The sequence below is a fragment of the Mojavia sp. genome (genome assembly GCF_059505145.1).
In genome coordinates this window covers 298,800-322,420 of record NZ_JCACKA010000047.1, presented here as the reverse complement: position 1 = coordinate 322,420, position 23,621 = coordinate 298,800, and the positions used below count along the sequence as shown (strand labels likewise).

General features: G+C 44.3%; 19 protein-coding genes. 13 read left to right on the top strand and 6 right to left on the bottom strand.

Annotated elements, in window-relative coordinates; genetic code table 11:
- The first annotated feature begins 119 nt into the window (after positions 1–119).
- The 3 genes from AC5JL8_RS08600 (at position 120) to AC5JL8_RS08590 (ending at position 1,974) form a co-directional block, all read left to right on the top strand.
- On the top strand, positions 120–410 hold the full coding sequence (locus AC5JL8_RS08600) for a DUF433 domain-containing protein (RefSeq protein ID WP_495879356.1): 291 nt from the start codon (positions 120–122) through the stop codon (positions 408–410).
- Positions 407–778: a DUF5615 family PIN-like protein gene (locus AC5JL8_RS08595; RefSeq protein ID WP_495879355.1), complete on the top strand. Its 372-nt coding sequence runs from the start codon at positions 407–409 to the stop codon at positions 776–778. Before AC5JL8_RS08600 ends, AC5JL8_RS08595 begins: the two co-directional genes overlap by 4 nt.
- Before the next feature lie 215 nt (positions 779–993).
- The gene (locus AC5JL8_RS08590) at positions 994–1,974 is read left to right on the top strand and encodes an aldo/keto reductase (protein WP_495879354.1); all 981 of its coding nucleotides are present in this window, start codon (positions 994–996) and stop codon (positions 1,972–1,974) included.
- Between the two features lie 113 nt (positions 1,975–2,087).
- Here AC5JL8_RS08590 and AC5JL8_RS08585 read toward each other — a convergent pair whose 3' ends face one another.
- Positions 2,088–3,197, bottom strand: a complete 1,110-nt coding sequence (locus AC5JL8_RS08585; protein WP_495879353.1) for an S-(hydroxymethyl)glutathione dehydrogenase/class III alcohol dehydrogenase — start codon at positions 3,195–3,197, stop codon at positions 2,088–2,090.
- A 375-nt stretch (positions 3,198–3,572) separates the two neighbouring features.
- Between AC5JL8_RS08585 and AC5JL8_RS08580 the strand changes: the two genes are divergently transcribed.
- Both AC5JL8_RS08580 and rimM read left to right on the top strand, forming a co-directional pair.
- Positions 3,573–4,856, top strand: a complete 1,284-nt coding sequence (locus AC5JL8_RS08580) for a valine--pyruvate transaminase (protein ID WP_495879352.1) — start codon at positions 3,573–3,575, stop codon at positions 4,854–4,856.
- A gap of 13 nt (positions 4,857–4,869) precedes the next feature.
- Positions 4,870–5,535 carry a ribosome maturation factor RimM gene (rimM, locus tag AC5JL8_RS08575; RefSeq protein ID WP_495879351.1) on the top strand — a complete coding sequence of 222 codons (666 nt, stop codon included), beginning with the start codon at positions 4,870–4,872 and terminating at the stop codon, positions 5,533–5,535.
- Between the two features lie 578 nt (positions 5,536–6,113).
- On the opposite strand, the gene AC5JL8_RS08570 is transcribed toward rimM, so the two are convergent.
- Positions 6,114–9,377 (bottom strand): PAS domain S-box protein, encoded by a 3,264-nt coding sequence (locus AC5JL8_RS08570; protein WP_495879350.1) that lies wholly within the window; start codon positions 9,375–9,377, stop codon positions 6,114–6,116.
- Positions 9,378–10,243: 866 nt separating this feature from the next.
- Here AC5JL8_RS08570 and AC5JL8_RS08565 point away from each other — a divergent pair.
- A complete protein-coding gene (locus AC5JL8_RS08565; protein WP_495879349.1) occupies positions 10,244–12,625 on the top strand; it encodes a phosphoketolase family protein in 2,382 nt (793 codons plus the stop codon).
- A gap of 382 nt (positions 12,626–13,007) precedes the next feature.
- On the opposite strand, the gene trxA is transcribed toward AC5JL8_RS08565, so the two are convergent.
- The 3 genes from trxA to rbp all read right to left on the bottom strand — a co-directional run bounded on the left by trxA (position 13,008) and on the right by rbp (position 14,207).
- Complete coding sequence (gene trxA / locus AC5JL8_RS08560) at positions 13,008–13,340, bottom strand: thioredoxin (protein ID WP_495879348.1); 333 nt, start codon at positions 13,338–13,340, stop codon at positions 13,008–13,010.
- A gap of 104 nt (positions 13,341–13,444) precedes the next feature.
- Positions 13,445–13,750, bottom strand: coding sequence for a P-II family nitrogen regulator (locus AC5JL8_RS08555; RefSeq protein ID WP_495879347.1), 306 nt, complete (start codon positions 13,748–13,750; stop codon positions 13,445–13,447).
- Positions 13,751–13,907: 157 nt separating this feature from the next.
- Positions 13,908–14,207, bottom strand: a complete 300-nt coding sequence (gene rbp, locus AC5JL8_RS08550; RefSeq protein ID WP_495879346.1) for an RNA-binding regulator — start codon at positions 14,205–14,207, stop codon at positions 13,908–13,910.
- A 496-nt stretch (positions 14,208–14,703) separates the two neighbouring features.
- Here rbp and infC point away from each other — a divergent pair, with 496 nt between their 5' ends.
- The 5 genes from infC (at position 14,704) to AC5JL8_RS08525 (ending at position 19,544) form a co-directional block, all read left to right on the top strand.
- Positions 14,704–15,198, top strand: a complete 495-nt coding sequence (gene infC, locus AC5JL8_RS08545) for a translation initiation factor IF-3 (RefSeq protein WP_495879564.1) — start codon at positions 14,704–14,706, stop codon at positions 15,196–15,198.
- A gap of 128 nt (positions 15,199–15,326) precedes the next feature.
- Positions 15,327–15,500: a hypothetical protein gene (locus tag AC5JL8_RS08540; protein ID WP_495879345.1), complete on the top strand. Its 174-nt coding sequence runs from the start codon at positions 15,327–15,329 to the stop codon at positions 15,498–15,500.
- 139 nt (positions 15,501–15,639) lie between these two features.
- Complete coding sequence (gene gap, locus AC5JL8_RS08535; RefSeq protein ID WP_495879344.1) at positions 15,640–16,683, top strand: type I glyceraldehyde-3-phosphate dehydrogenase; 1,044 nt, start codon at positions 15,640–15,642, stop codon at positions 16,681–16,683.
- 271 nt (positions 16,684–16,954) lie between these two features.
- The gene (pyk, locus tag AC5JL8_RS08530; protein WP_495879343.1) at positions 16,955–18,385 is read left to right on the top strand and encodes a pyruvate kinase; all 1,431 of its coding nucleotides are present in this window, start codon (positions 16,955–16,957) and stop codon (positions 18,383–18,385) included.
- Positions 18,386–18,536: 151 nt separating this feature from the next.
- Entirely contained in the window at positions 18,537–19,544 is a 1,008-nt protein-coding gene (locus AC5JL8_RS08525; protein ID WP_495879342.1) for a transaldolase, read from the top strand.
- Positions 19,545–19,672: 128 nt separating this feature from the next.
- Here AC5JL8_RS08525 and AC5JL8_RS08520 read toward each other — a convergent pair whose 3' ends face one another.
- A complete protein-coding gene (locus AC5JL8_RS08520; RefSeq protein ID WP_495879341.1) occupies positions 19,673–21,337 on the bottom strand; it encodes an FAD-dependent oxidoreductase in 1,665 nt (554 codons plus the stop codon).
- 151 nt (positions 21,338–21,488) lie between these two features.
- Here AC5JL8_RS08520 and AC5JL8_RS08515 point away from each other — a divergent pair, with 151 nt between their 5' ends.
- A complete protein-coding gene (locus tag AC5JL8_RS08515) occupies positions 21,489–22,892 on the top strand; it encodes an ATP-binding protein (RefSeq protein ID WP_495879340.1) in 1,404 nt (467 codons plus the stop codon).
- 312 nt (positions 22,893–23,204) lie between these two features.
- Complete coding sequence (locus AC5JL8_RS08510; protein WP_495879339.1) at positions 23,205–23,480, top strand: UBP-type zinc finger domain-containing protein; 276 nt, start codon at positions 23,205–23,207, stop codon at positions 23,478–23,480.
- Positions 23,481–23,621 lie beyond the last annotated feature (141 nt).

Genomic DNA, 23,621 nt, shown 5'->3' with positions numbered 1-23,621 from the left:
ATAAGTGCTTGTTATTTTGCTCTGGCCAGCTTAAGCAATAGCTACAAAGCTGTCTTGCTGGGTTAAAAAAAGGTTTATATTGCTCAATAGGGATAGAAGCAAGATTTACCCAATAGACTATGCAAACTATTACAGACATCGGTACATTGATTGTCCGTACACCGGAAACTTGTGGTGGTCGCCCTAGAATTGCCGGACACCGGATTACAGTTCATAACATTGCAATTGACTTCAATGCAGGCATGAAGCCGGAAGACATTCTTGCACAAAGACCGCAGCTAACATTGGCACAGGTTTATGCAGCACTGGCTTATTACTATGCCAATAAAGAGGCAATTGATGCGGAAATTGCTAGAGAAGTTGAAGAATTTTACCGTTTGGAAGCTGAATACGCAGCAAAGATACAGTGAGCCAGATTTGTCTGTATTTAGATGAGGACAGCGTTGAGAAATCTTTAATTACAGCTTTCCGCAATGCAGGTTTAGATATAGTGACAGTTGCCGATGTTAACAGACAGAGCTATCCTGATGAGGAGCAGCTAATTTGGGCAACAGAGCAAGGGCGTGCCCTATATAGCTACAATCGGAGAGATTTTTATCTTTTACATACGGAGTTTCTGACAGCACAGAGAAATCATGCTGGTATAGTCTTGCTGCAACAACAACGTTATTCGGTTGGACAACAATTACAGGGGTTGCTTAAGTTGGTTACTACTCGGTCAGCCGAGGATATGGTTAACCAACTAGTGTTTTTGAGCGCTTATATTGAGAAAAGCTAAAGATTTTGTACGCAGCATTCTTGCAACTAGCAAAGCCCTGATACTGAAACGAGATAAGCTATTAAGCATCTAATTTGCAGTTTAGACCGCAGGGGGGCAGGAAGAGAAGTTGCCAGGAGGGTTTCCCTCCAAGCAAACTTCGGGGAGCAGAGGCGTGATAATGAATTTTAAGAGAAGTTTTCTCAAGGTAGTCAGAAAATCTATAGCGAGTAAATATGCAGATTAGCCAGGAACTATCGCTCCCAACTATGGGCTGTGGAACTTGGGCATGGGGGAACCAACTGCTCTGGGGATACGATCAAAGCATGGATGACCAGTTGCAAGCTGTCTTTAACCTTTGTGTGAGCAACGGCGTCACCCTATTTGACACTGGTGATTCTTACGGAACTGGAAGATTGAAGGGGCGGAGTGAGATACTTCTAGGACAATTTTCTCGTGGATATCAGGGTATTAACACAGAAAAAATTTGCATCGCTACCAAGCTGGCTGCTTATCCCTGGAGATGGACACGCCAATCAATGGTACAGGCCTGCAAAGCTTCTGCCCAACGTCTGGGAAGAAATGTAGATTTGGTACAGATGCATTGGTCTACCGCAAACTATGCTCCTTGGCAAGAGGAACGCCTTTTGGATGGTCTTGCCGATATTTATGAGCAAGGATTAGTCAAGGGCGTAGGATTATCCAATTACGGGCCTAAACGTCTCCAACGCGTACATAAAAAGTTTGCGGAACGAGGAGTTCAAATTACCACTCTGCAAGTTCAATACTCTCTGCTGTCTACATATCCTGTCACTCGACTAGAACTTAAAGATGTTTGCGATCAACTAGGGATAAAACTGATTGCCTATAGCCCTTTAGCGTTGGGGCTTTTGACAGGAAAATATTCTCAGAAAGGGCCTTTTCCTAAAGGCATTCGAGGTCTGTTGTTTAGGCAGTTATTGCCAGGTATCGGCCCACTTTTAGCCTGTTTACAAGAAGTGGCACAGTCAAGAAACAAAACTATGTCACAGGTAGCAATTAATTGGTGCATTAGTAAAGGAACCATTCCCATCCCTGGCGCGAAGACTGTAAAACAGGCTCAGGAAAATATTGGTGCTTTGGGTTGGCAGTTGGACTCCGGCGAGATAGCTGCGCTAGATCAAGCTGCTACTAGTGTGGATAAGAAAATGGTACAAAACATCTTTCAAACTAAGTAAAATATCTATTTATTGAAAGTTGTTGCGTAGCCTAACTAAGTCAGCAATATTAACTTATGACCACAAGCGATCGCAATTAAAAACGAGATATAGTTTTAAGAAAATAAGGGCGGCTAAAACGTGACGACGCTACGAATTGATTCGCCTTTGTGCATCAATTCAAATGCATCATTAATCTGCTCAATCGGCATTACATGGGTAATCAAATCATCAATATTTATCTTTCCATCCATATACCAATCAACAATTTTTGGCACATCTGTACGTCCCCTAGCGCCACCGAATGCTGAACCTTTCCAAACACGTCCGGTTACCAGCTGAAACGGACGAGTACTAATTTCTTGCCCCGCACCTGCAACACCAATGATTACACTTACGCCCCAACCTTTGTGGCAGCATTCTAATGCTTGACGCATCACTTTGACATTGCCGATACATTCAAAGGTATAATCAGCACCGCCTTTGGTTAAGTCAACTAAGTAGGGTACTAAATCACCTTCTACTTCCTGGGGATTAACAAAGTGTGTCATGCCAAATTTTTCTGCCAAGGCGCGTTTGCTGGGATTAATATCTACCCCAACAATCATATCGGCTCCCACCAGCCGCGCCCCTTGAATGACATTTAAGCCAATACCACCTAAGCCAAAAACTATTACCTTTGCACCTGGTTCTACCTTGGCTGTATAAATAACTGCGCCAATGCCGGTTGTTACGCCGCAGCCAATGTAGCAAACTTTATCAAATGGGGCATCTTCCCGAATCTTGGCAACAGCAATTTCCGGCAACACTGTGTAGTTGGCAAAGGTGGATGTGCCCATGTAATGATGAATCATCTGCCCATCAAGGCTAAAGCGACTCGTGCCATCGGGCATAACCCCACGTCCTTGAGTGGTGCGAATGGCTTGACAGAGATTGGTTTTGCGACTGAGACAATATTCACACTGACGACATTCTGGGGTGTAAAGGGGAATTACATGATCTCCTGGCTTGACACTGGTGACACCAGCACCCACCTCCACAACCACACCAGCGCCTTCATGTCCCAAAATAGTGGGAAACAAACCTTCAGGATCAGCACCAGAAAGAGTGAAGGCATCGGTATGGCACACGCCACTAGCTTTAATTTCGACTAATACTTCTCCAGTTTGTGGCCCTGATAGTTGAACGGTTTCAATAGTCAACGGCTTACCCGCGCCGTAAGCTAATGCTGCTTTAACTTCCAAGCTTGAGCTTCTCCTAGATAAATTTTCCTTAATGGGCTGATCTGAGTTTAGATCGGGGAGTGGCTGAAGAAATTTTTTGTAACTTTTTTGCAATCTTTTTGCATTCTTGTTAGGGAAGAATACATAACCAGAGCTTCTGACTTTAATAACTATAGGCTGATAGGTATGATGTGCATGATACACTTTTGGATCAATCCATAATATCTTCTCCAGCAATATATTGTGATATTGTGACTTTGTTAAAATATCATTCTTTAGTTAGATTGGTTAAGGGTAGCAACATCTGTTTTGCAACGACGTAAACTTTGTGCTAGCAGTAACCCTCCTTTAATAAGAATTTGTCCACACCTTGATGAATCTATTTTTTCAAAACCTATGAATCCTGCCCTTACTAAATTCGGCGCTCAAATGTCCAACCTGACTGGCGTTCGAGCAATTATGAAGGACATTGTTGAAACATTGCAATCTGGTGCAGGGCAGGAATTGATTAATTTGAGTGCGGGCAATCCTTTAATTTTGCCAGCGGTAGAGCGGTTATGGCGGGATTGTACAGCAGAATTACTTGCTAGCTCAGAATATGGTGAAGTGGTTTGCCGTTACGGGTCTAGCCAAGGTTATGCACCTTTTATTGAAGCGATCGCTAATGATTTTAATCGGCGGTACGGATTAAACTTAACTGAACGCAATATCTTAGTTACCCCCGGTAGCCAAACTCTCTACTTCTACGCTGTCAATGCCTTCGGTGGCTACACTAATACTGGTGAACTGAAGCAGATTGTTCTGCCTCTAAGTCCTGACTACACTGGTTATGGCGGTATCTGCTTAGTTCCAGAAGCCTTAACTGCTTATAAACCAGCCCTAGATATTGATACAGCTAACCACAGATTTAAATATCGCCCTGATTTTAGTCAACTATCAATTACAGAAAATACAGGTTGTGTTCTATTCTCTCGTCCTTGTAACCCTACAGGTAATGTTCTTACTGATGAAGAAGTAAGAAAAATTGCCGCCCTGGCCGCACCTTATGATGTGCCAGTTTTAATAGATTCGGCATATGCTCCTCCCTTCCCAGCGCTCAACTTTACTGATATGTCGCTGATATTTGGAGAAAATATTCTTCATTGCACAAGCTTATCTAAGGCAGGGTTACCAGGAGAACGGATTGGCATTGCTATTGGTAATGAACGGATGATTCAAGTTTTAGAATCGTTCCAAACAAATGCTAGTCTGCATTCATCGCGTTATGGACAAGCGATCGCAGCTCGTGCTATCAACTCTGGTGCTTTAGCCGAAATTGCCGAGCAAGTTATTCGCCCATTTTATCAAAACAAGTTCAGTGTTCTAGAAAACACTTTAGATGCATCCATGCCGAAGGATTTACCTTGGTTCTTGCATCGAGGTGAAGGCGCAATCTTCGCTTGGTTGTGGTTAGAGGATCTACCAATTACCGATTGGGAATTCTACCAAGAACTCAAGCAAGTGGGTGTAATTGTTGTTCCTGGTAGTACCTTCTTCCCTGGTTTAAAGGATGAGTGGCAGCACAAGCACCAATGCTTACGCATCAGCCTCACAGGTAGCGATGAGGAACTGGTTACTGGTATGCGACGTTTAGCAAAGGTGGCTGAACAAGTTTATCAGCGTGCAGTTGTTAGCGCTTAGTTAGGTAGTGGGAATGAACCGCAAAGGCGCGAAGGACGCGAAGAAAAAGATGGGGAGCAGAGGTGGAGGGGAGCAGGGGGAAATTGAAAAACGCCCAATCCCTAATCCCCAATCCCCAGTATCCAATACCGATGATTGGCTCGACATTGGTAAAATTGTTGCAGCTCAAGGGTTAGCTGGAGAGTTGCGCGTGTATCCTAATTCGGACTTTCCCGAACGATTTGAAGTGCCGGGAAAACGCTGGTTGCTACGTCCTGGCGAAACAGAACCGCAACCTATCGAATTATTGGTAGGGCGTTACATCGAAGGTAAAAATTTGTATGCGATCAAGTTAGCGGGTGTAGAAAATCGCAACCAAGCAGAAGATTTGCGTGGTTCTAAGTTAATGGTTCCAGCAAGCGATCGCCCCCAATTGGCAGAAGATGAATATTATGTCCCGGATTTGATTGGCTTGGAAGTCTTTTTGCAGGCATCGGGTGAACTTGTTGGCACAGTTGTAGATATAATCCCCGCTGGCAATGATTTATTAGAAGTGGAATTACACCCGGCATTTGCTGGTAATAAAAAACAAAAGAAAGTTTTAATTCCGTTTGTCGAAGCGATCGCGCCTGTGGTAGATATACAAGCCGGTCGGATTGAAATTATGCCACCGCCTGGATTATTGGAAATCAATGATTAAGTTTTTGGTTGGCTTCAACGATGAGATCGCGGCTATTTAATTTTGGGTTTTGTTCCTCAATCCAGCCTACGAAGAAAAGCGATCACCTTCAACCGTAGGCTTTGCCCAATTGCACTGAGTAAAAATTGCTGTAACTATAACCACAAGAACGGCGTTGCTTGTGACACGAACGACGTTGGTTATGATACCAAGTTGCGTTCTGTTGTAGTCATCTTTCGTTAGGGGAGATTGCTTCGCTCCACTTTGTTTCGCTCGCAATGACAGTTGCTACTTTTGATTGCAACTTGGTATGACAAGCGTAATTTACAGCAATTTTCAGATATAGCAAAGTGCTGAGTGCAAAGTTGTGAGTGCTGAGTTGCTATCTGCCCTGCTCCCCTTCGGGTGAATCCTACGGATACGCTACGCGAGCAGCAGTTGCTCATGGGGAGCCACTGCGTTGCGCGGGTTTCCCGCGTTGTAGCAAGTGGCGTGGAAACCCCCTGCGTACCCGTCACTGCTTCACCTGCTCCCTGCCCCTCTGCTTCTCAGTCCCCAGTCCCCAGTTCCCTTATCCCCTGCCTTCTGCCTTCTGTCTTCTAACGATCAGTCGTGACAATCAATTCTGATAAAGTATGCAATAAATCCTGCGCCGTGTAGGGCTTTAACAAAAATGCCTTGGCTCCCAGCAACAAAGCTTGCTGGCTGTGAGTAGGCAATCCACTACTAGCAATAATTTTTACTTGTGGATTCAATCTCTTCAAGGTACGGATAGTGGTTAACCCATCCATAGTAGGCATCATGAGATCCATCAATACTACGCTGATTTCGTTTTGCTGCTGGGCATAAAGGGCGATCGCTTCAATGCCATTATTAGCCGACAAAGTTTTATAGTTATAATTCTCCAGTGTTAACTTGGTAATTTGTTGCACTATTGTTTCATCATCCACAATCAAAATCAACTCGCCGTTACCTTCGAGCATTTCTTCTTCGGCGGTTGCTTCGATTGCTGTTTCTTCTGCACTCGGCAAGTACACCTGAAATTGAGTACCTTTGTCTACCTCGCTCAAAACTTGCAAAAAACCACTATGGTTTTTGATAATACCTAAAACTGTTGACAGTCCTAGACCTGTACCTTGACCAACTTCTTTGGTTGTAAAAAAAGGATCGAAAATCCGATCTAAGATTTCTGGAGGAATACCCGTACCAGTATCTGAGACAGTAATGACGACATAGCGTCCTTCATTGGCTTCAAGGTGCATCCGGGCATAAGTTTGATCAATAAAACGATTTTCAGCAGAGATTGTCAGTATGCCACCATTAGGCATGGCATCACGAGCATTGACTGCAAGGTTCATTAAAACCTGATGCAGTTGAGTAGGATCGGCTTTAACTAACCACAGTGTCTTTGCAGAAATTTCAGTGCAGATTTCAATAGATTTAGGAAATGTCTGTTTGATGACTTGTGCGACTTCTAAAAGCACATGTCTCGGTTGCAAGGGAAGGCATTTTCCTTCTGTGCCACGGGCAAAGGTTAAAATTTGTTTGACTAATGCAGATCCACGTTTAGAGCTATCTTCCAACGTTTTCAAAAGTTCTTGAGTTTTTGCATCAGCATTTCGCAATCTTAACGGTAGCAATTGAGCAATCATTAGGATAGGGCCAAAAACATTGTTGAGATCGTGGGCGATACCACTTGCCAGTGTTCCCACGCTTTCCAGTCGTTGAGCGCGGTAAAACTGCTTCTCTAGTTGTTTCTTCTCTGTGATATCGGTGTTAACCACCAAGAGCGATTGGGGTTGTCCTGCTTCATCTTGCACGAGAGTGCAGCGGCTAGCAACGATGATGTTTTTACCTGTTTTAGTAATCTGCTCTAGTTCACCTTGCCAAAAGCCTTGCTCAACAACCACTTTTAAAAAGTCTTTAAATTGAGATGATGCTGGTTTGCAGAATAGGTCGTATGCTTTTTTTCCCAGAATTTCTTCTGTCGTCCAGCCATATAAATTTTCAGCCCCTCGGTTCCAAAATAGAATGTGGCTGTCCAGATCGCGGACAAATATCGCATCAGTGGTGATATCGATCAAGGCAGCTTGTTCAGCTATTTTCTGTTCTGCCTGCTTGCGTTTGGTAATATCTTCAATCACAAACGCAAATCTGGGATGTTCACCAAAGTGTTCGGAAATGGTGCAGACTGTGGCGAAAAACCATCGTTGACCTTGAGGAGATTCTTGAATATGTTCAAAGTGAACTGGAGCTTGAGTTCGTTGAGCTTCCAGGTAGTGATTACGCCATTCACTCTGATATTGCTCAGGTATCCCCATTTCACTGACCAGTATTTGCTGCAATGCTTCTGGAGTTACACCATAGAAGTTGGCTGTGGCTGGATTACAAGTCACGATTCGTATATCTTCATCGATCAACTCGACGATTCCCATCATCATCGAGGTACTATTAAAGAAACTGCGGAGTGTGGCTTCGCTTTGACGTAGAGCTTCGGTTGTCTTTTTACGCTCGGTAATATCTGTTGAAATTCCACAAATCGCATACGGCTTACCATGTGCATCATACAAAGGAAACTTGATGGCTAGATAAGTGTGCAACCCATCATCAAGTGGTACTTGTTCTTCAAACTCTATGGGAGTTAGAGCAGTAAAGATGCGACGATCGTTTTGCCAAAAAACCTCGGCGGCCTCGTATGGAAAAATATCATAGTCCGTTTTGCCTTTGACTTGCTCACTTGTTAAGTGAGTGAGTCTTTCGTATTGAGAGTTGACCAAAATGTAACGACCTTGGAAATCTTTGGCATAGATGACTGCGGCTGTATTATCTAAAATTGCCTGCAAGCGTTGCTCACTTTCCCGTAGCGCTTTCTCTGCCTGTTTGCGATCGCGGAGCGCAGCTTGCTGTTCGCTGATATCCGTGCTGACTCCTACTATACCAAAAGCTTGCCCAGCTTGATCTCGCACTAGTGTATTAACCACATGGGCTGGGAAGATAGTACCATCTCGTCGTTGCACCTCAAACTCTCCTTCCCATGCGCCAGTTGCTTGAATGCTCACCATAATCTGTTGAGCGATTTCCTGATGTTTAATAGGAACCGTGACTTCCAGAATGGATCTACCCATATCTTCTAAGGTAAGCTGATAAAGTTCCTCAGCAAACTTATTCCAGTAAATAACTTTGCCTTCCAGATCCGTTGCTATGACTGCATTACGAACCTGGTTGAGCAGAGATGCTTGAAAAGCAATCTGTTCTTCTGATTGCTTGCAACTGTCAAGTTTCTGTTGCGAATCAGTATTTATCTGGGCATCAGCCGTGCGTTGTTCAACTAGCTTTTCTAACTCTTGCTGTAGTTGCTGATTGATCTGGCTTAAATCTTCTAGCCTTTGCTGTAATGACTCAATGACCTGATAAATCCTGTCTTGGGTGATTAGCCCCACTAATTGATTCTGCTCATTCACCACAGGAAGGTGACAAATCTGATGCTGGCGCATGAGCGCTAAGGCTGTGAGGGCATTTTGTCCATCAGAGGCTGTGAGAGTAATTACCTGCTGCTGCATTACCTGAGAAATTTTCACGCTGGAGAAATCTGTCCCTAAAACGGTCAGCCTTACTACATCCTGCTCTGTAAATATTCCTACCAAGCACGACCCCTGAACTACCAAGGCACAACTATTTTGACCTTGGCTAGGCAAGCTCAAATCAGATGAAGTTTCTGCATTAGTTAAAATACAACCACTACCTTTTAGCTCACTCATTAAAGCAATTACATCGATGACAAGGGTATCAGGTGCCACAGTCAAAACAGAATATTGCATCACCTGATCCAGAGCAGGTAAATCAATGAGATAAGGGGGCTGCATAATTCAGCATTCCAGCCAATTAGAGGTTTAAACCTATAAAGACACTATCTCCCTAGCCCACACAGCAAACGAGTCAACTAGAAAGATTTTTTAAACTTTGTTGCAAATCCAGTCTTCTGGTCAACCAAACTTCTGATTTCAATTTTTGATTTAGTATTTAACAGATTGTTTCTATTATTATGAAAAACTAATTTTAAATTATATAGGATTCAGATCTAAATTTTTGAAATATACATAGAAATACACGTAGGGCAATGTCCACCAAATCCATGATATGTGGGCAATGCCCTACAATTAAGCTTCAAGTGTACGAAATTTTTTCAAAATTCAAACCAGATTCTTATAGAGAAAGTATCTTGGGCTTGGCTGATAACATATAATAATTTGCAGCTTCGTGACACCATAATTCTGAATTCTGAATTACAACAGACTTGATACCTAGCTTTGAGAATTAATAGCGTACTTCACTAACTTGAAATCCGCTGTATATTACTTGCGTCCTTGCCAATATCGAAATTAGCATCTGTCAAAAGAAATAAGTTTTAATTTTATAAAAAATTTTCTTTATATCTGCAATAAGTTTATCTATTAATTTCAAATTTATCTAAATTTAATCTTAAAAAGAAGCTTAAAAATTAACTGCAATCGCGTTAAGTCTGGTAGATTTTCAAAGAATTCCTCATAATGTATTGCTTTAGATTGATTTTAGATTCAAGCAAACAGGCGTAGTGAAAGACTAATAATCTCAGCTGTTTTAATATCAGTCTAAGAAATTTCATCATTAGTAAGATGACGCTCATCTTGTTGGCAAGTACACTTGCATACTAATGAATTCGTCAAAAACATTCTTGTAATGGAGTTTTGAGATGACTTTAGCAACTCCGACCCAATCAAAGCCTTTAACAGATGAAGAATTGCGTAAAATAAACGCCTACTGGCGAGCAGCCAACTACCTTTCAGTAGGACAAATATATCTCCTCGACAATCCACTGCTAAGAGAACCGCTGAAGCTAGAACACGTTAAACCAAGACTCTTAGGTCACTGGGGAACAACACCAGGTTTGAACTTTATCTACGTGCATTTAAATCGGGTAATCAAAAAGTTTGATTTAAACACGATTTATATAGCTGGCCCCGGTCATGGCGGCCCTGGGCTCGTCGCTAATACCTACCTCGAAGGTACTTACAGCGAATACTACTCCAACATCTCTCAAGATGCAGAGGGCATGAGGAAACTTTTCAAACAATTCTCTTTCCCTGGCGGTATTCCTAGCCACGCTGCGCCAGAAACTCCTGGTTCTATTCATGAAGGCGGTGAACTTGGTTATGCTCTTGTTCACGCCTACGGTGCGGCTTTCGACAACCCTGATTTGATTGTCGCTGCTGTTGTAGGCGACGGCGAAGCCGAAACCGGAGCTTTAGCCACTAGCTGGCACTCCAACAAGTTTATCAATCCTGTGTATGATGGTGCGGTACTCCCCATTTTGCACCTCAATGGGTATAAAATTGCCAACCCAACTGTGCTATCACGGTTGAGCCATGAGGAGTTAGAGAGCTTATTTGTAGGCTATGGTTACAAACCTTACTTTGTGGAAGGTTCTGAACCTGCGGATGTGCATCAGCAGATGGCGGCAACTTTAGACCAAGCGATCGCAGAAATTCAAAGCATCCAGAGGGAAGCTAGGGTACATGGTTTCACTCAACGTCCCCGGTGGCCGATGATTATTCTAAGAACCCCGAAAGGTTGGACAGGCCCCAAGGATGTAGATGGGAAAAAAACAGAAGATTTTTGGCGATCGCATCAAGTTCCCTTTGGCGAAATTGCTAAAAAGCCAGAACATCTAAAATTACTGGAAGATTGGTTAAAAAGTTACAAGCCAGAGGAACTGTTTGACGCTAACGGCAAGCTGATTCCAGAACTAGCAGAACTTGCTCCCAAAGGACATCGGCGTATGGGCGACAATCCCCATACCAACGGCGGTGTCCTGCTGCGCGACTTGAAGATGCCTGATTTCCAAAACTATGCCGTAGATATCCCCCAACCAGGCATGGTAGAAGCCGAAGCTACCAAGGTGATGGCGAAATTCCTGCGAGATGTCATGCGACTTAACCTCGAAAGCCGCAACTTCCGCATTTTCGGCCCCGATGAAACCCAATCGAACCGTCTAGATGCAGTATTTGAAGTCACAGACCGGACTTGGAATTCTCAAATTCTCCCAGAGGACGAACACCTATCCTCCAATGGTCGGGTGATGGAAATTCTCAGTGAAACTACCTGCCAAGGATGGTTAGAAGGTTACCTGCTCACGGGGCGTCATGGCTTTTTCTCCTGCTATGAGGCATTCATCCACATAGTAGACTCCATGTTCAACCAGCACGCTAAGTGGCTGAAAACTACCCTTGACATTCCCTGGCGCAGACCCATCGCTTCCCTCAACTACCTGCTTACCTCCCACGTTTGGCGACAAGACCACAACGGTTTTTCTCACCAAGACCCTGGTTTTATTGACCTTGTAGCTAACAAAAAATCAGAAATTGTTCGCGTATATCTCCCCCCCGATGCCAACACACTGCTGTCGGTAACTGACCATTGCCTGAGAAGCCGACACTATGTCAACGTCATCGTTGCCGGGAAGCAACCAGCATTGCAATACCTCGACATGGATGCTGCGATTAAGCACTGCACTAAAGGCCTTGGCATTTGGGAATGGGCAAGCAATGATCAAGGTAGCGAACCAGATGTAGTGATGGCTTGCGCCGGGGATATTCCCACATTAGAAACTTTGGCTGCTGTGGATATCCTACGCCAGCACTTCCCAGAGTTAAAAGTGCGGGTGGTCAACGTAGTCGATTTAATGACGCTACAACCAAAAACTGAGCATCCTCACGGTTTAAGCAGCAAAGACTTCGACACGATTTTCACCACCGATAAACCGATCATCTTTGCTTTTCATGGCTATCCTTGGTTAATTCATCGCCTAGCTTATCGCCACACCAACCATCACAACTTGCATGTGCGCGGCTTCAAGGAAGAAGGAACCACCACTACTCCCTTTGATATGGTCGTCCTCAACGATCTTGACCGCTTTCACCTCGTCATGGACGTAATTGACCGCGTGCCAAAATTAGGATATAAAGCGGCTTATGTCAAACAAAAATTGCAACATAAGCTAATCGAACACAAACATTACATTGAGAAGTACGGCGAAGATATGCCGGAGATTCGTGACTGGAAGTGGCCTTACTAAAAAGTACACATAAGGGGATGCGGAGAGATGTTTAGAAACATTTTCCCCACATCCCCTTAATTTTTTAACCAGCGATGGTGAACAGGTACATTGCGTATTTTTATGCGGCATTGCAATCCGTACTTTGCCTTGCCGCACTTATTGTCTTTCCTGTCAATGCGTAAGTTAGAGTGAGTAACCCTTTTAAGGCGACTCAAAAATCTTCGCTTTCCTCTCTGTGCCTCTGCGGTTAAAAAATAATTTATTTAACCACAAAGATACAGAGGACACAAAGGTAAGTAATTAAAAAGGAATTTTTTTACAAGATTTTTACCCACCTTGAAAGGGCTTGTTATAGCAAGTATGAAATCTAGAACCATATCCTACCACTGCCTAAAACAAGCTAGAGAAGCTTACTAACGGCACTGCTGAACTGCTCATAAGGAGAAAGCCCGATAATGCTTTCTGATAACTCACCATCTTTGAATATTAAAACTGCTGGAATACTGCGAAGCCCAAATTTTTTGAAAATCGGCTTGTTGTTATCAACGTCTACTTTGATGACCTTGGCGCGACCTTTGTATTCTTCAGCGAGTTGATCCATTAGCGGACTGACCAAGCGACAAGGGCCGCACCACGTAGCAGTAAAGTCAACAACAACAACTTTTTCTTCACTTAAAATAGTGTCAAATTCGCTTTCTTCAACATAAGCAACTAAGCCAGTGTTAGTAGACATTTTTATTTCCTGATGATTAAACTAAAACTACAATAGAACGAATTTTGGACAATATAACCAACCAAAATTCAGAATTTCGTTTTAAACTGATGAAAAAGGCTTAATTAATAAAAGGCTTCTACATTGTGTCGAAAGGCGATTAAAGCGTGCTTGCCCTGCTCCTCTTTCAGTGCCCAAAAGATAGAATCAGATACTTCTAGTGAAACAAGAGTCTTAATTTCAATGTTAGTGTTGTAGCCTGCTAAGTCTGACAAGCGTCTTCCATGTCCACCCTCACCTTGTACTTGACTAATGGTGTAACCGCTGACATCGTGGCTTTTTAGTAGCTTAACTATACGGTCTTTGAGTACTGTCTCACCAATGATAGTAATCAGAACGGCAGGTTGGGTAGGAAAAGCTAAGTTCGTCATAAAGAATTCCAGAGAATGGTTTTTGGTTTTGAAAGCTGAAGTTTTTATCCACAGCCCAAATGTTGTATCAAAAAGGCTCAAGCATTCTTGCCTGAGCCACTGCTAAATAAAATTAATTTGCTAGATTAATGGATTAAAAGAGCTAAATTTACCAAGCTTAATAGCGGTTGTTGAAGTTGTTATTTCCTCGATTACCACCAAAGGAACTTCTTTCTTCCCTGGGTTTAGCTTTATTCACTTTCAGGCCACGCCCCATCCACTCAGCACCATCAAGAGCTTCAATGGCTGCTGTTTCTTCAGCATCTGTACCCATTTCTACAAAACCAAAGCCGCGTACACGACCTGTTTCACGGTCAGTAGGTAGCTGAACCCGCTTGACAGAACCATATTCTGCAAACACAGCATTCAAGCTATCTTCTGTAACTTCGTAAGAAAGATTACCTACATAAACTGACATAGATTGTCTCCGAAATTGTAAATGTGCAGAGTTTTAGATTTCGGAGAAAACTTTGTAGATACCAAAAACAAAAAGTCTGTCAATACTAAAAACAAAACGTTGTTAACCGAATTTACTCTTACTTCTTATCGTAACATAGCAAACAACTTTTAGGGAAGAAATTAGAAAAGCGTTATATAAAGTCATGTAAGCAATTGATAGCTAAGCATGATAATGGCATAACTAGAGATGTACATACTAGACTAAACGAGCGTGCCATTTCATTTGAAAGGTTAGTGCTTAAAATTGTGAAAATCGCTATAACGCTTTGAGTTATTTAATTACTCTGTATCAAGGAATAGTTTTATATTAGCTGAAGAAAACTCTACACAATGATATAGAAGTTTACCTGCCTAACCAAGTATAAGAGTATTTTTTAGCACATCATAATTAATAATTGGTGTTGTGTTACATTAAAATTACTTGTACTTGCGAAGTATTGAACAATTGAGAGGAAATCATTATCGTAATCCAAAAGCAACAACTTAACTCACAAATCAAAGCACCTCAAGTCTTCTTGATTGACCATGAGAACAATAATCGTGGTCTGATAGACACACATGAGGCTCTACAGTTAGCACAGAGCGTAGAGCTTGACCTAGTTGTAGTCTCTGAAGGCAAAGATGCTCCAGTAGCCAAGATTGTCAACTATGGCAAGCTTCAGTATCAAAAGAAAAAGCGTCAGGGGCATAGCGCTAAACCTACGGTAAAGGAAGTTCGGCTGCGTCCGAACGTAGGTGTGGCTGATTACAACTTACGCATCGAGCAAGCTGTTGGGTGGTTAAGTAAAGGCGATTCAGTAAAGTTTGTTATTCGTTTACGAGGTCGAGAAAATCAATATCGAGAACAGGCTGGAGAACTGTTAGAGCGTATTGTAACTGCTCTAGGCGAAGTAGGTAAAGTCCAATCGCTGGATAAACGCTCACTAGTTGCTCAAGTTATTCCTGCCTAAATTAATTTTTTAAGAATATTTTAGTGAACTCAAGTAGCTAGAGGAACTGCCTGCATGATCTGGCTACTGCAATGCTACCGTGTGCGTGGGAGAAGCCATATCACACGGTTTTTTTATGCAGATAAGGGATGGGTTGTAGATACTTTGCGATGCGATCGCCCAAGGGACACTGGCAAAGCCAATCGCACAGCAGCTTGCAAGACATGGTTTTGCGTTTGTCGCACACTTGGATAACTTTGATGAGTTCACCTCAAATCGTCCGCCAATCCCTAATCACCTATCCCCTAGAACCAAAACCTTAAAAGATGCCAAGTAAATAGGCTTGAGGTGTCTGTTGACTGTCACGATCAGCTAAGTCAGACCAAAAATATCCTAGCTGAATGCAGCGTTGAAGTTAGGGTAATACCCCTGAGTTCAGGTCTAATAACAGGAGGTTTAATTTTGACGAAGTTGAAAGTTGGCATTAATGGATTTGGTCGTATTGGGCGGCTTGTGCTTCGCGCTGGCATTAATAACCCAAATGTCGAATTTGTGGGAATTAACGATTTAGTGCCACCAGATAACCTTGCGTATCTGTTTAAATACGACTCAACCCACGGTAAATTTAAAGGCAAGGTTGAAGCTAGGGAAGATGGCATTGTCATTGATGGGCATTTTATTCCTTGCGTATCAATTCGTAACCCAGCGGAGTTACCTTGGGGTAAATTAGGCGTAGATTATGTAGTGGAATCTACAGGACTATTCACTGGGCATGAAGGATCGACAAACCACCTCAAGGCAGGTGCAAAGCGAGTAGTAATTTCCGCTCCTACCAAAGATCCAGACTCGGTTCCTACCTTGCTCATGGGTGTCAATCATCACTTATTTGACCCCAGCAAGCACACTATTGTTTCTAATGCTAGCTGTACTACTAACTGTTTGGCTCCCATAGCAAAGGTGATCAACGATAATTTCGGCTTGACCGAAGGGTTGATGACCACAGTTCACGCCATGACTGCTACCCAACCAACAGTAGATGGCCCTAGCAAGAAAGACTGGCGAGGTGGTCGAGGTGCAGCCCAGAATATCATTCCTTCTTCCACTGGCGCAGCTAAAGCCGTAGCCTTGGTTTTACCAGAGTTAAAGGGCAAATTAACTGGCATGGCATTGAGAGTTCCGACTCCTGATGTTTCAGTGGTAGACTTAACCTTCAAGACAGCCAAAGCTACTAGTTACAAGGAAATCTGCGCTGCAATGAAGGCAGCGGCTGAAGGTGAATTAAAAGGTATATTAGGCTACTGTGACGAAGAAGTCGTTTCTACTGATTTTCAGGGTGATACACACTCCAGTATCTTCGACGCAGGTGCTGGTATCGAACTAAACTCTAACTTTTTTAAGGTGATTGCCTGGTACGACAACGAGTGGGGCTACTCGAATCGTGTAGTTGACCTGATGTTGTCAATGGCGCAGAAAGAACAACTCGCCCCGGCAGTTGCTTTTGCTTGATTAGAAATTGGGCATGGGGCATGGGGCATGGGGCATTGGGCATTGGGGATTAAGTAAATTGTCCAATCCCTAGTCCCCAGCCCCCAGTCCCCAGCCCCCAATCCCCAATCCTCAGCCGAACGGTGCATTCTCTGACAAAAAAACTAAATAATAAGTGGTTTCCTTGAGAAATGTGAATGATATGAAGCACTTGTGAGCTTGGGCGCGTTAGCTGTCCATGTCGCAGGTTATGGAGAAAACACCCCAAGCTATTCTTAAACCCTTAATCCCTATGCGTCGAACCAAAATTATTTGTACTGTTGGCCCTGCTACTTCTGCACCTGAGCGGCTACAAGAGTTGGTAGAAGCTGGGATGAATGTGGCAAGGCTAAACTTTTCTCATGGAGCCTATGAGTTCCACGCTCAAACAGCGCAGCATCTTAGGCAGATTAGCTCTAAACAACAAAAACCGATCGCTATTATGCAAGATCTGTGTGGCCCAAAGATTCGCTTGGGAACTTTACCACCAGAAGGGCTAATGGTTGAAGCTGGTAGCGAAGTCACTTTTGTTTTGCAAGATAAAGGTGAGAGTGTTGACGAACTACCTTTGCCTTTGCCGACTTTGTTTGCAATGGTGCGACCGGGTGAACCGATTTCAATTAATGATGGTCGTGTAAAGTTAGTTGTTACCAGCCGTGATGCCGATCGCATTCGGGCTTTAGTTAAAATTGGCGGGTTAATTTCCACCCACAAGGGAGTTAACCTGCCAGAAACTCGTTTACCTGTTAGTTCGATCACTGAAAAAGATTTGCTAGATTTGCGGTTTGGCATTCAGTTGGGTGTCGATTGGGTGGCAGTTTCCTTTGTGCAATCACCCCAAGACCTAGAACCCGCTCAACGGATGATTGAAGCTGCGGGTGCCAAAATTCGGGTAATCGCCAAAATCGAACGACCGGAGGCAATCAAGCAATTTGATAGCATCCTTGAGGCTGCCGATGCAATTATGATTGCCCGTGGCGATTTAGGGGTAGAAATGCCAATTCACGAAGTCCCTCTAATTCAAAAAGATATTATTCGCCGTTGCAATCGGGCAGGCAAACCGGTGATTACTGCCACTCAAATGCTTGAGTCAATGATTAGCGCCCCCGATCCCACCCGCGCCGAAGCAACAGATGTTGCTAACTCCATCTGGGATGGTACGGATGCTGTCATGCTTTCTGGAGAAACTGCTGTGGGACAATATCCCATTGCTGCCGTCCAGATCATGCACAACATCGCTGTGCGAACAGAACAGTCCTTGCAAGAAGGTAGCAGCCATTCTTGGTGTCATGAGGCTGGTAGTGTGAGTGTCACCGAATCTGTAGCTGAAGCAGTGTGTCGGATTGCCTATGAAACAGGCGCACGGGCAATTTTGTGTAATACTTCCTCTGGAAGTACGGCGCAACTAGTGTCTAAATACCGCCCATCGACACCGATTATTGCCCTGACTCCTGATGAAACCGCTTATCGCCAGCTAGCACTTTCTTGGGGTGTAGAACCTTTGCTCATTCCACCAGTACACAATGCAGAAGAGATGTTTGTGAATGTGGTGAACACAGTTGTAGACATGGGCCTAGTGAATAATGGCGATAAGGTGGTGATTACCTCTGGCGTTCCAATTGGTAAATCGGGAACAACTAGTTTAATTAAAGTGCATTCTATTGGACAGCCGATTTTGGCATAACCCCCCTAGAATAGGGCTGAGGCTCAAGACGGTAAGCATACCTTAGGCAAGAATTAAGAAAAGTTGCCAAAATCAGGATTGAAGGAGCAGGAGAGAGTGTATACAACAGGGGAATAAGTAAATCCTAAAAAAACAACCATTACGGAGTTTTATGCCTAAAAATTTACTAGAACAATTGAGAACAATGACGGTTGTGGTCGCGGATACTGGGGATATCCAAGCGATTGAAAAGTTCAAACCCCAAGACGCTACAACTAACCCCTCGTTGATTACTGCGGCAGCGCAGATGCCTGAATATCAGGAAATTGTTGATCAAACTTTACTCCAAGCTAAGAAAGATGCAGGAGCAGGCGCAAGCCAAGCACAGGTAGTTTCTCTTGCCTTTGACCGTCTGGCGGTAGCTTTTGGCTTGAAGATTTTACAAATCATCCCTGGTCGCGTGTCTACAGAAGTAGATGCACGTTTGTCCTACGATACCGATGCTACTGTTACTAAGGCTAGAGAATTAATTGCTCAATACAAAGCCGCTGGAATTTCCCGCGATCGCGTGCTAATTAAAATTGCCTCCACCTGGGAAGGTATTCGTGCTGCGGAAATTCTTGAGAAAGAAGGTATTCATTGCAACCTGACATTGTTATTTGGACTCCACCAAGCGATCGCTTGTGCAGAAGCTGGCATTACCCTAATTTCTCCCTTCGTCGGTCGAATTCTCGACTGGTACAAAAAAGAAACTGGACGCGATAGCTACCCGGCTGCGGAAGATCCAGGTGTAGTTTCTGTTACCACAATTTACAACTACTACAAAAAATTCGGCTACAAAACCGAAGTTATGGGAGCTAGCTTCCGAAACCTTGGCGAAATTACTGAATTGGCAGGTAGTGACTTGCTAACCATTTCTCCGTCGCTGCTGGCTGAATTGCAAGCAACTGTTGGCGAACTACCACGCAAACTCGACCCTTCTAAGGCAGCAAGCATGGAAATTGAAAAAATATCCATCGACAAAGCTACCTTTGACAAAATGCACACTGCTGATCGCATGGCATCTGACAAACTAGCAGAAGGTATTAAAGGTTTCACCAAAGCGTTGGAAGACCTAGAAAAACTGCTAGCAAACAGACTGGCTACCCTAGAAAGTAAAGCTGCAACTCCCGTAGCCTAGAGCTTTTCTCCATGTAGTTAGCACTTCAGTTTCAACATATTGTACTCAAAAACCCGATTTTTAAATAATCGGGTTTTTTATATCTTTTTTTAACGTGAGTCTCCAAGGAAGGCGCACCTGCGGGAAAGTCATACCTTACTCAGGTAGCGGTGTATAAACTGCACGCACACGCTGCCTTCTCCGACACCAGAAGCCACCCGCTTGACTGATGCATAGCGCACATCACCGGCTACAAAAATACCAGGTACGCTGGTTTCTAGTAGATGGGGGTCTCGCTCCAAAGTCCACCCTTTCGGACGGCGTTTGTCTAGCATTAAATCAGCACCCGCCAAAATAAAGCCGTTCTCATCGCGTTCGACAATTCCATCGAGCCAGTCAGTTTGGGGACGAGCACCAATGAAAATAAACAGTGACTTTGCAGGTACAGTTTCAATCGCCCCTGTCCGGTCATCCTTCAGTACGATCGCCTCTAAATTTTGCTCCCCCTTTACTTCCACAACTTTGGTTTGAGTGCGGACAGTAATGTTCTGTGTAGCTTCGATTTGGCCAATCAGGTATTGCGACATGCTCTTGGCAAGCGAATCAGCGCGTACTAGCATTGTCACCGAGCGGGCATACTTAGAAAAATGCATCGCAGCCTGTCCAGCAGAGTTCGCGCCGCCAATGACAAATACTTCTTCACCTTGACAGGCGATCGCTTCAGTCATTGCCGCACCGTAATACACACCCGCGCCACACAGCCGCTCCTCACCTGGAATATCGAGCTTGCGGTATGATACTCCCGTTGCAATCAACAGCGCGTGACAACTGATCTCGCTGCCATCTGCCAATGAAATCACCCGATAGGGGTCTTGAATCCGAACTCCTGTTACCGTTTGCGGCGTCAAAATCTCGACACCAAACCGTTTTGCCTGCGTCACTGCCCGACGCGCCAAATCTGCGCCACTTAACCCCACCGGAAAGCCCAAATAGTTTTCAATGCGAGAACTTGACCCTGCCTGTCCACCCGGTGCTTCTCGCTCAATCATCACGGTGCTGAGTCCTTCGGATGCCCCATAAACAGCAGCAGCCAGCCCAGCCGGGCCACCTCCTACAATCGCCAAATCATAAAATGGACGTTCTGCCTGAGTTCGCAATCCAATCTGTTCAGCAATTTGCAGATTCGTCGGTTGCACGAGCCGGGAACCGTCTGGGAACAGCACCAGGGGTAAGCGTTGCGCTCCATCGGGTTCGCTATAAGTCAGCAGTTGAGTTGCTTCTTTTTCTAATTCCACATCCATCCATTGATAGGGAATTTGATTGCGTGCCAGAAAATCTTTTACTTGGTGCGACTGCGGCGACCAGCGGTTTCCCACCACCCGAATGCCTTCAAACGGTGGACGATAATCTGCTAGCCAATCATCTATCAAATCATCCAGCACCGGATACAACCGTTCCTCTGGCGGGTCCCAGGGTTTTAGCAGGTAATAGTCGAGTTTAGCGTTATTAATGGCACGAATAGCAGCATCAGTATCTGCGTAAGCTGTGAGCAACACCCGTTTAGCGTCGGGAAACAGCGCGATCGCCTGCTCCAAAAATTCCACTCCGCTCATCTGCGGCATCCGTTGATCGACGAGAAATGTGGCAACGGTTTCATTGCGAATCTTCAGTTGGTTTAAAGCACCTAATGCAGTTGCTCCAGAGTCTGCCCGCATAATCCGAAAGCGATCGCCATATTCTTTTCGCAGGTCTCGCGCTACCGCTTGCAGCACATCGGGATCATCATCAACAGTGAGAATGACTGGTTTTGCCACGCGCCTGCTCTCCAATTTTACCAAGCTCCGCTCTCAGGCTAGAGCTAGATGGCAAAAAAGCGATTCTACCTAAAGAGTGAGTTTCAGATGTGAAGTAGTCGGCTTTGATAAGGAAAAGGGTTACTATGCTGTCTGAGCAGATGAGGAAATTATGCTTTGTCTTGAAGAACTGCTGACTTTGGAATTATTTCAAGCCTTGCCACGAAACCGCCTCGACTGGATCTGCGATCGCGCCCAAACGATTGACCTGAAAACTGATGAAGTACTGATACACGAGGGCGATCCGCCACGTGGCTTTTTCATTCTGTTGTGTGGTCGTATGGGATTAACCCGGCGCAGTGATGGACTGGAAATGCCGATTGGACAGCATGAAGCTCCTAGCTTTTTTGGTGAAATCCCAGTCTTGACTGGTGAAGCTGCCCCTGTGACTGCGCGGGCGATTACAGACTGTCATTTTTATGAGCTATCAAGTGAGGATTTCCTGACATTGCTGCATGAGTGCCGCACTTTTGAGCAGATGATTTTTCAAATTGTGGCAAAGCGATCGCGCGGGTTAGAGTCCTTTATCCGCAACCGGGAGAAAATGGCAGCCTTGGGCACCTTAGCAGCAGGATTGGCGCACGAATTAAATAATCCCGCAGCCGCTTTAGTTCGTGCCTTACGAGATGTCACCCCAGCATTACTGGAACTACAACGCATGAATTTGGTTGCTGGACGACACCAAATTGATGAAGTACACACCCAAGAATGGCTTAAAGCACGTGATGAGGGCTATGAAGCAATTCTCCACAAGCGAGTTGATCCGATGAGTTTGAGCGATCGCGAAGAGCAAATGCTCGATTGGTTGGAAGATTACGGCGTGGAGGATGCCTGGAAACTGGCTGAACCTTTAGCTGAAGGCGGCATCAAAATTGCAACCCTTGAAGAATTGACAACGCAATGGCGGGATGACTCAACAGAAATGCGCGACATGGGGCTACGTTGGTTGGCACTCTCGTTTGAAGTGATGTCGATGATTACCAGTGGCTTGCGCGGTGCAGAACGTATTGCTGAACTGGTGCAGTCGATGAAGTCTTATTCCCATTTAGATCAGGGTGCGCGACAAGTAGTTGATGTGCATGAAGGGCTGGAAGATACCCTGCGATTATTCTCATACAAACTGAAGCATGGCGTGGAAATTCGCAGATCATACGATCCAGCAATTCCCAAACTATGGGCGTATGGAAGTGAATTGAATCAAGTATGGACAAATTTGATTGATAACGCTATTGATGCAATGGAAGATAAAGGCGTGCTTGAAATTCTTACCATCTACCGTAGCGATCGCATTGAAGTGCAAATCATAGATTCGGGATCAGGTATTCCACCAGAAATCCAATCACGAATTTTTGAACCATTTTTTACAACAAAGCCCGTTGGCAAAGGGTCAGGCTTGGGCTTAGAAGTGGTGCGACGAATTGTCGAAATTCGCCATCAAGGAACGATAACGCTTGCATCCAAACCAGGAAAAACTCAGTTTACTGTTTGTTTACCGATCATTCAGCATGGGCTTTAGTCTACTACGAGCCTGCATTACTTTACATATTAAACTCAACAATGAAGTAAGAACAGATTGGGCGTAATTTGGGAAGTTGTCCAAATGTACGGAAACCAAATTTTTCGAGTTAAACCTCGTCCATGTTGAAACCTGGAGTTTTGAATTATTATGTTGTGTCATTGCGACGAAGGAAGCAATCGCAAAACTTTGGTAAAAAACTACAGTTCTCAAGTTAGACGAGGTTTAGACAACGGATGCGCTCAATCAATTACCCTAGAAATGGAAGTATTCAAGAAGCTCTTCTAACTTATCTACTCACAGCAAAATTCTATGCCGTGTCAACATCTCAATCAGCTGACTCTGGAAAACATGATTGCGAAAGCAAACTATCCCGTGTTTCGTTGTCAGGAGTGTATTCGGATTAATGAACGCTGGGTGCATCTGCGTATTTGCCAGACCTGCGGTCAGATGCTGTGCTGCGACTCTTCCAAAAATCAACATGCACGCCGTCATTATGAAGAGACTGGACATCCCGTAATTAGTTCAGCAGAATTAGGAGAAGAATGGCTGTGGTGTTTTGTGGATGAGCAACAGAAGAATTATTGATAAATGAATACCTTGAAAACATACAGCCAGTTGCTACCCTTGTCCTATGGGAGACGCTACGCGAACGGGAAGCCCTTTGGGTGACGCTCCTTCGTCGCTAACGCTGACGCTAACACCAACGCACTGGCTGTGAAATATCCA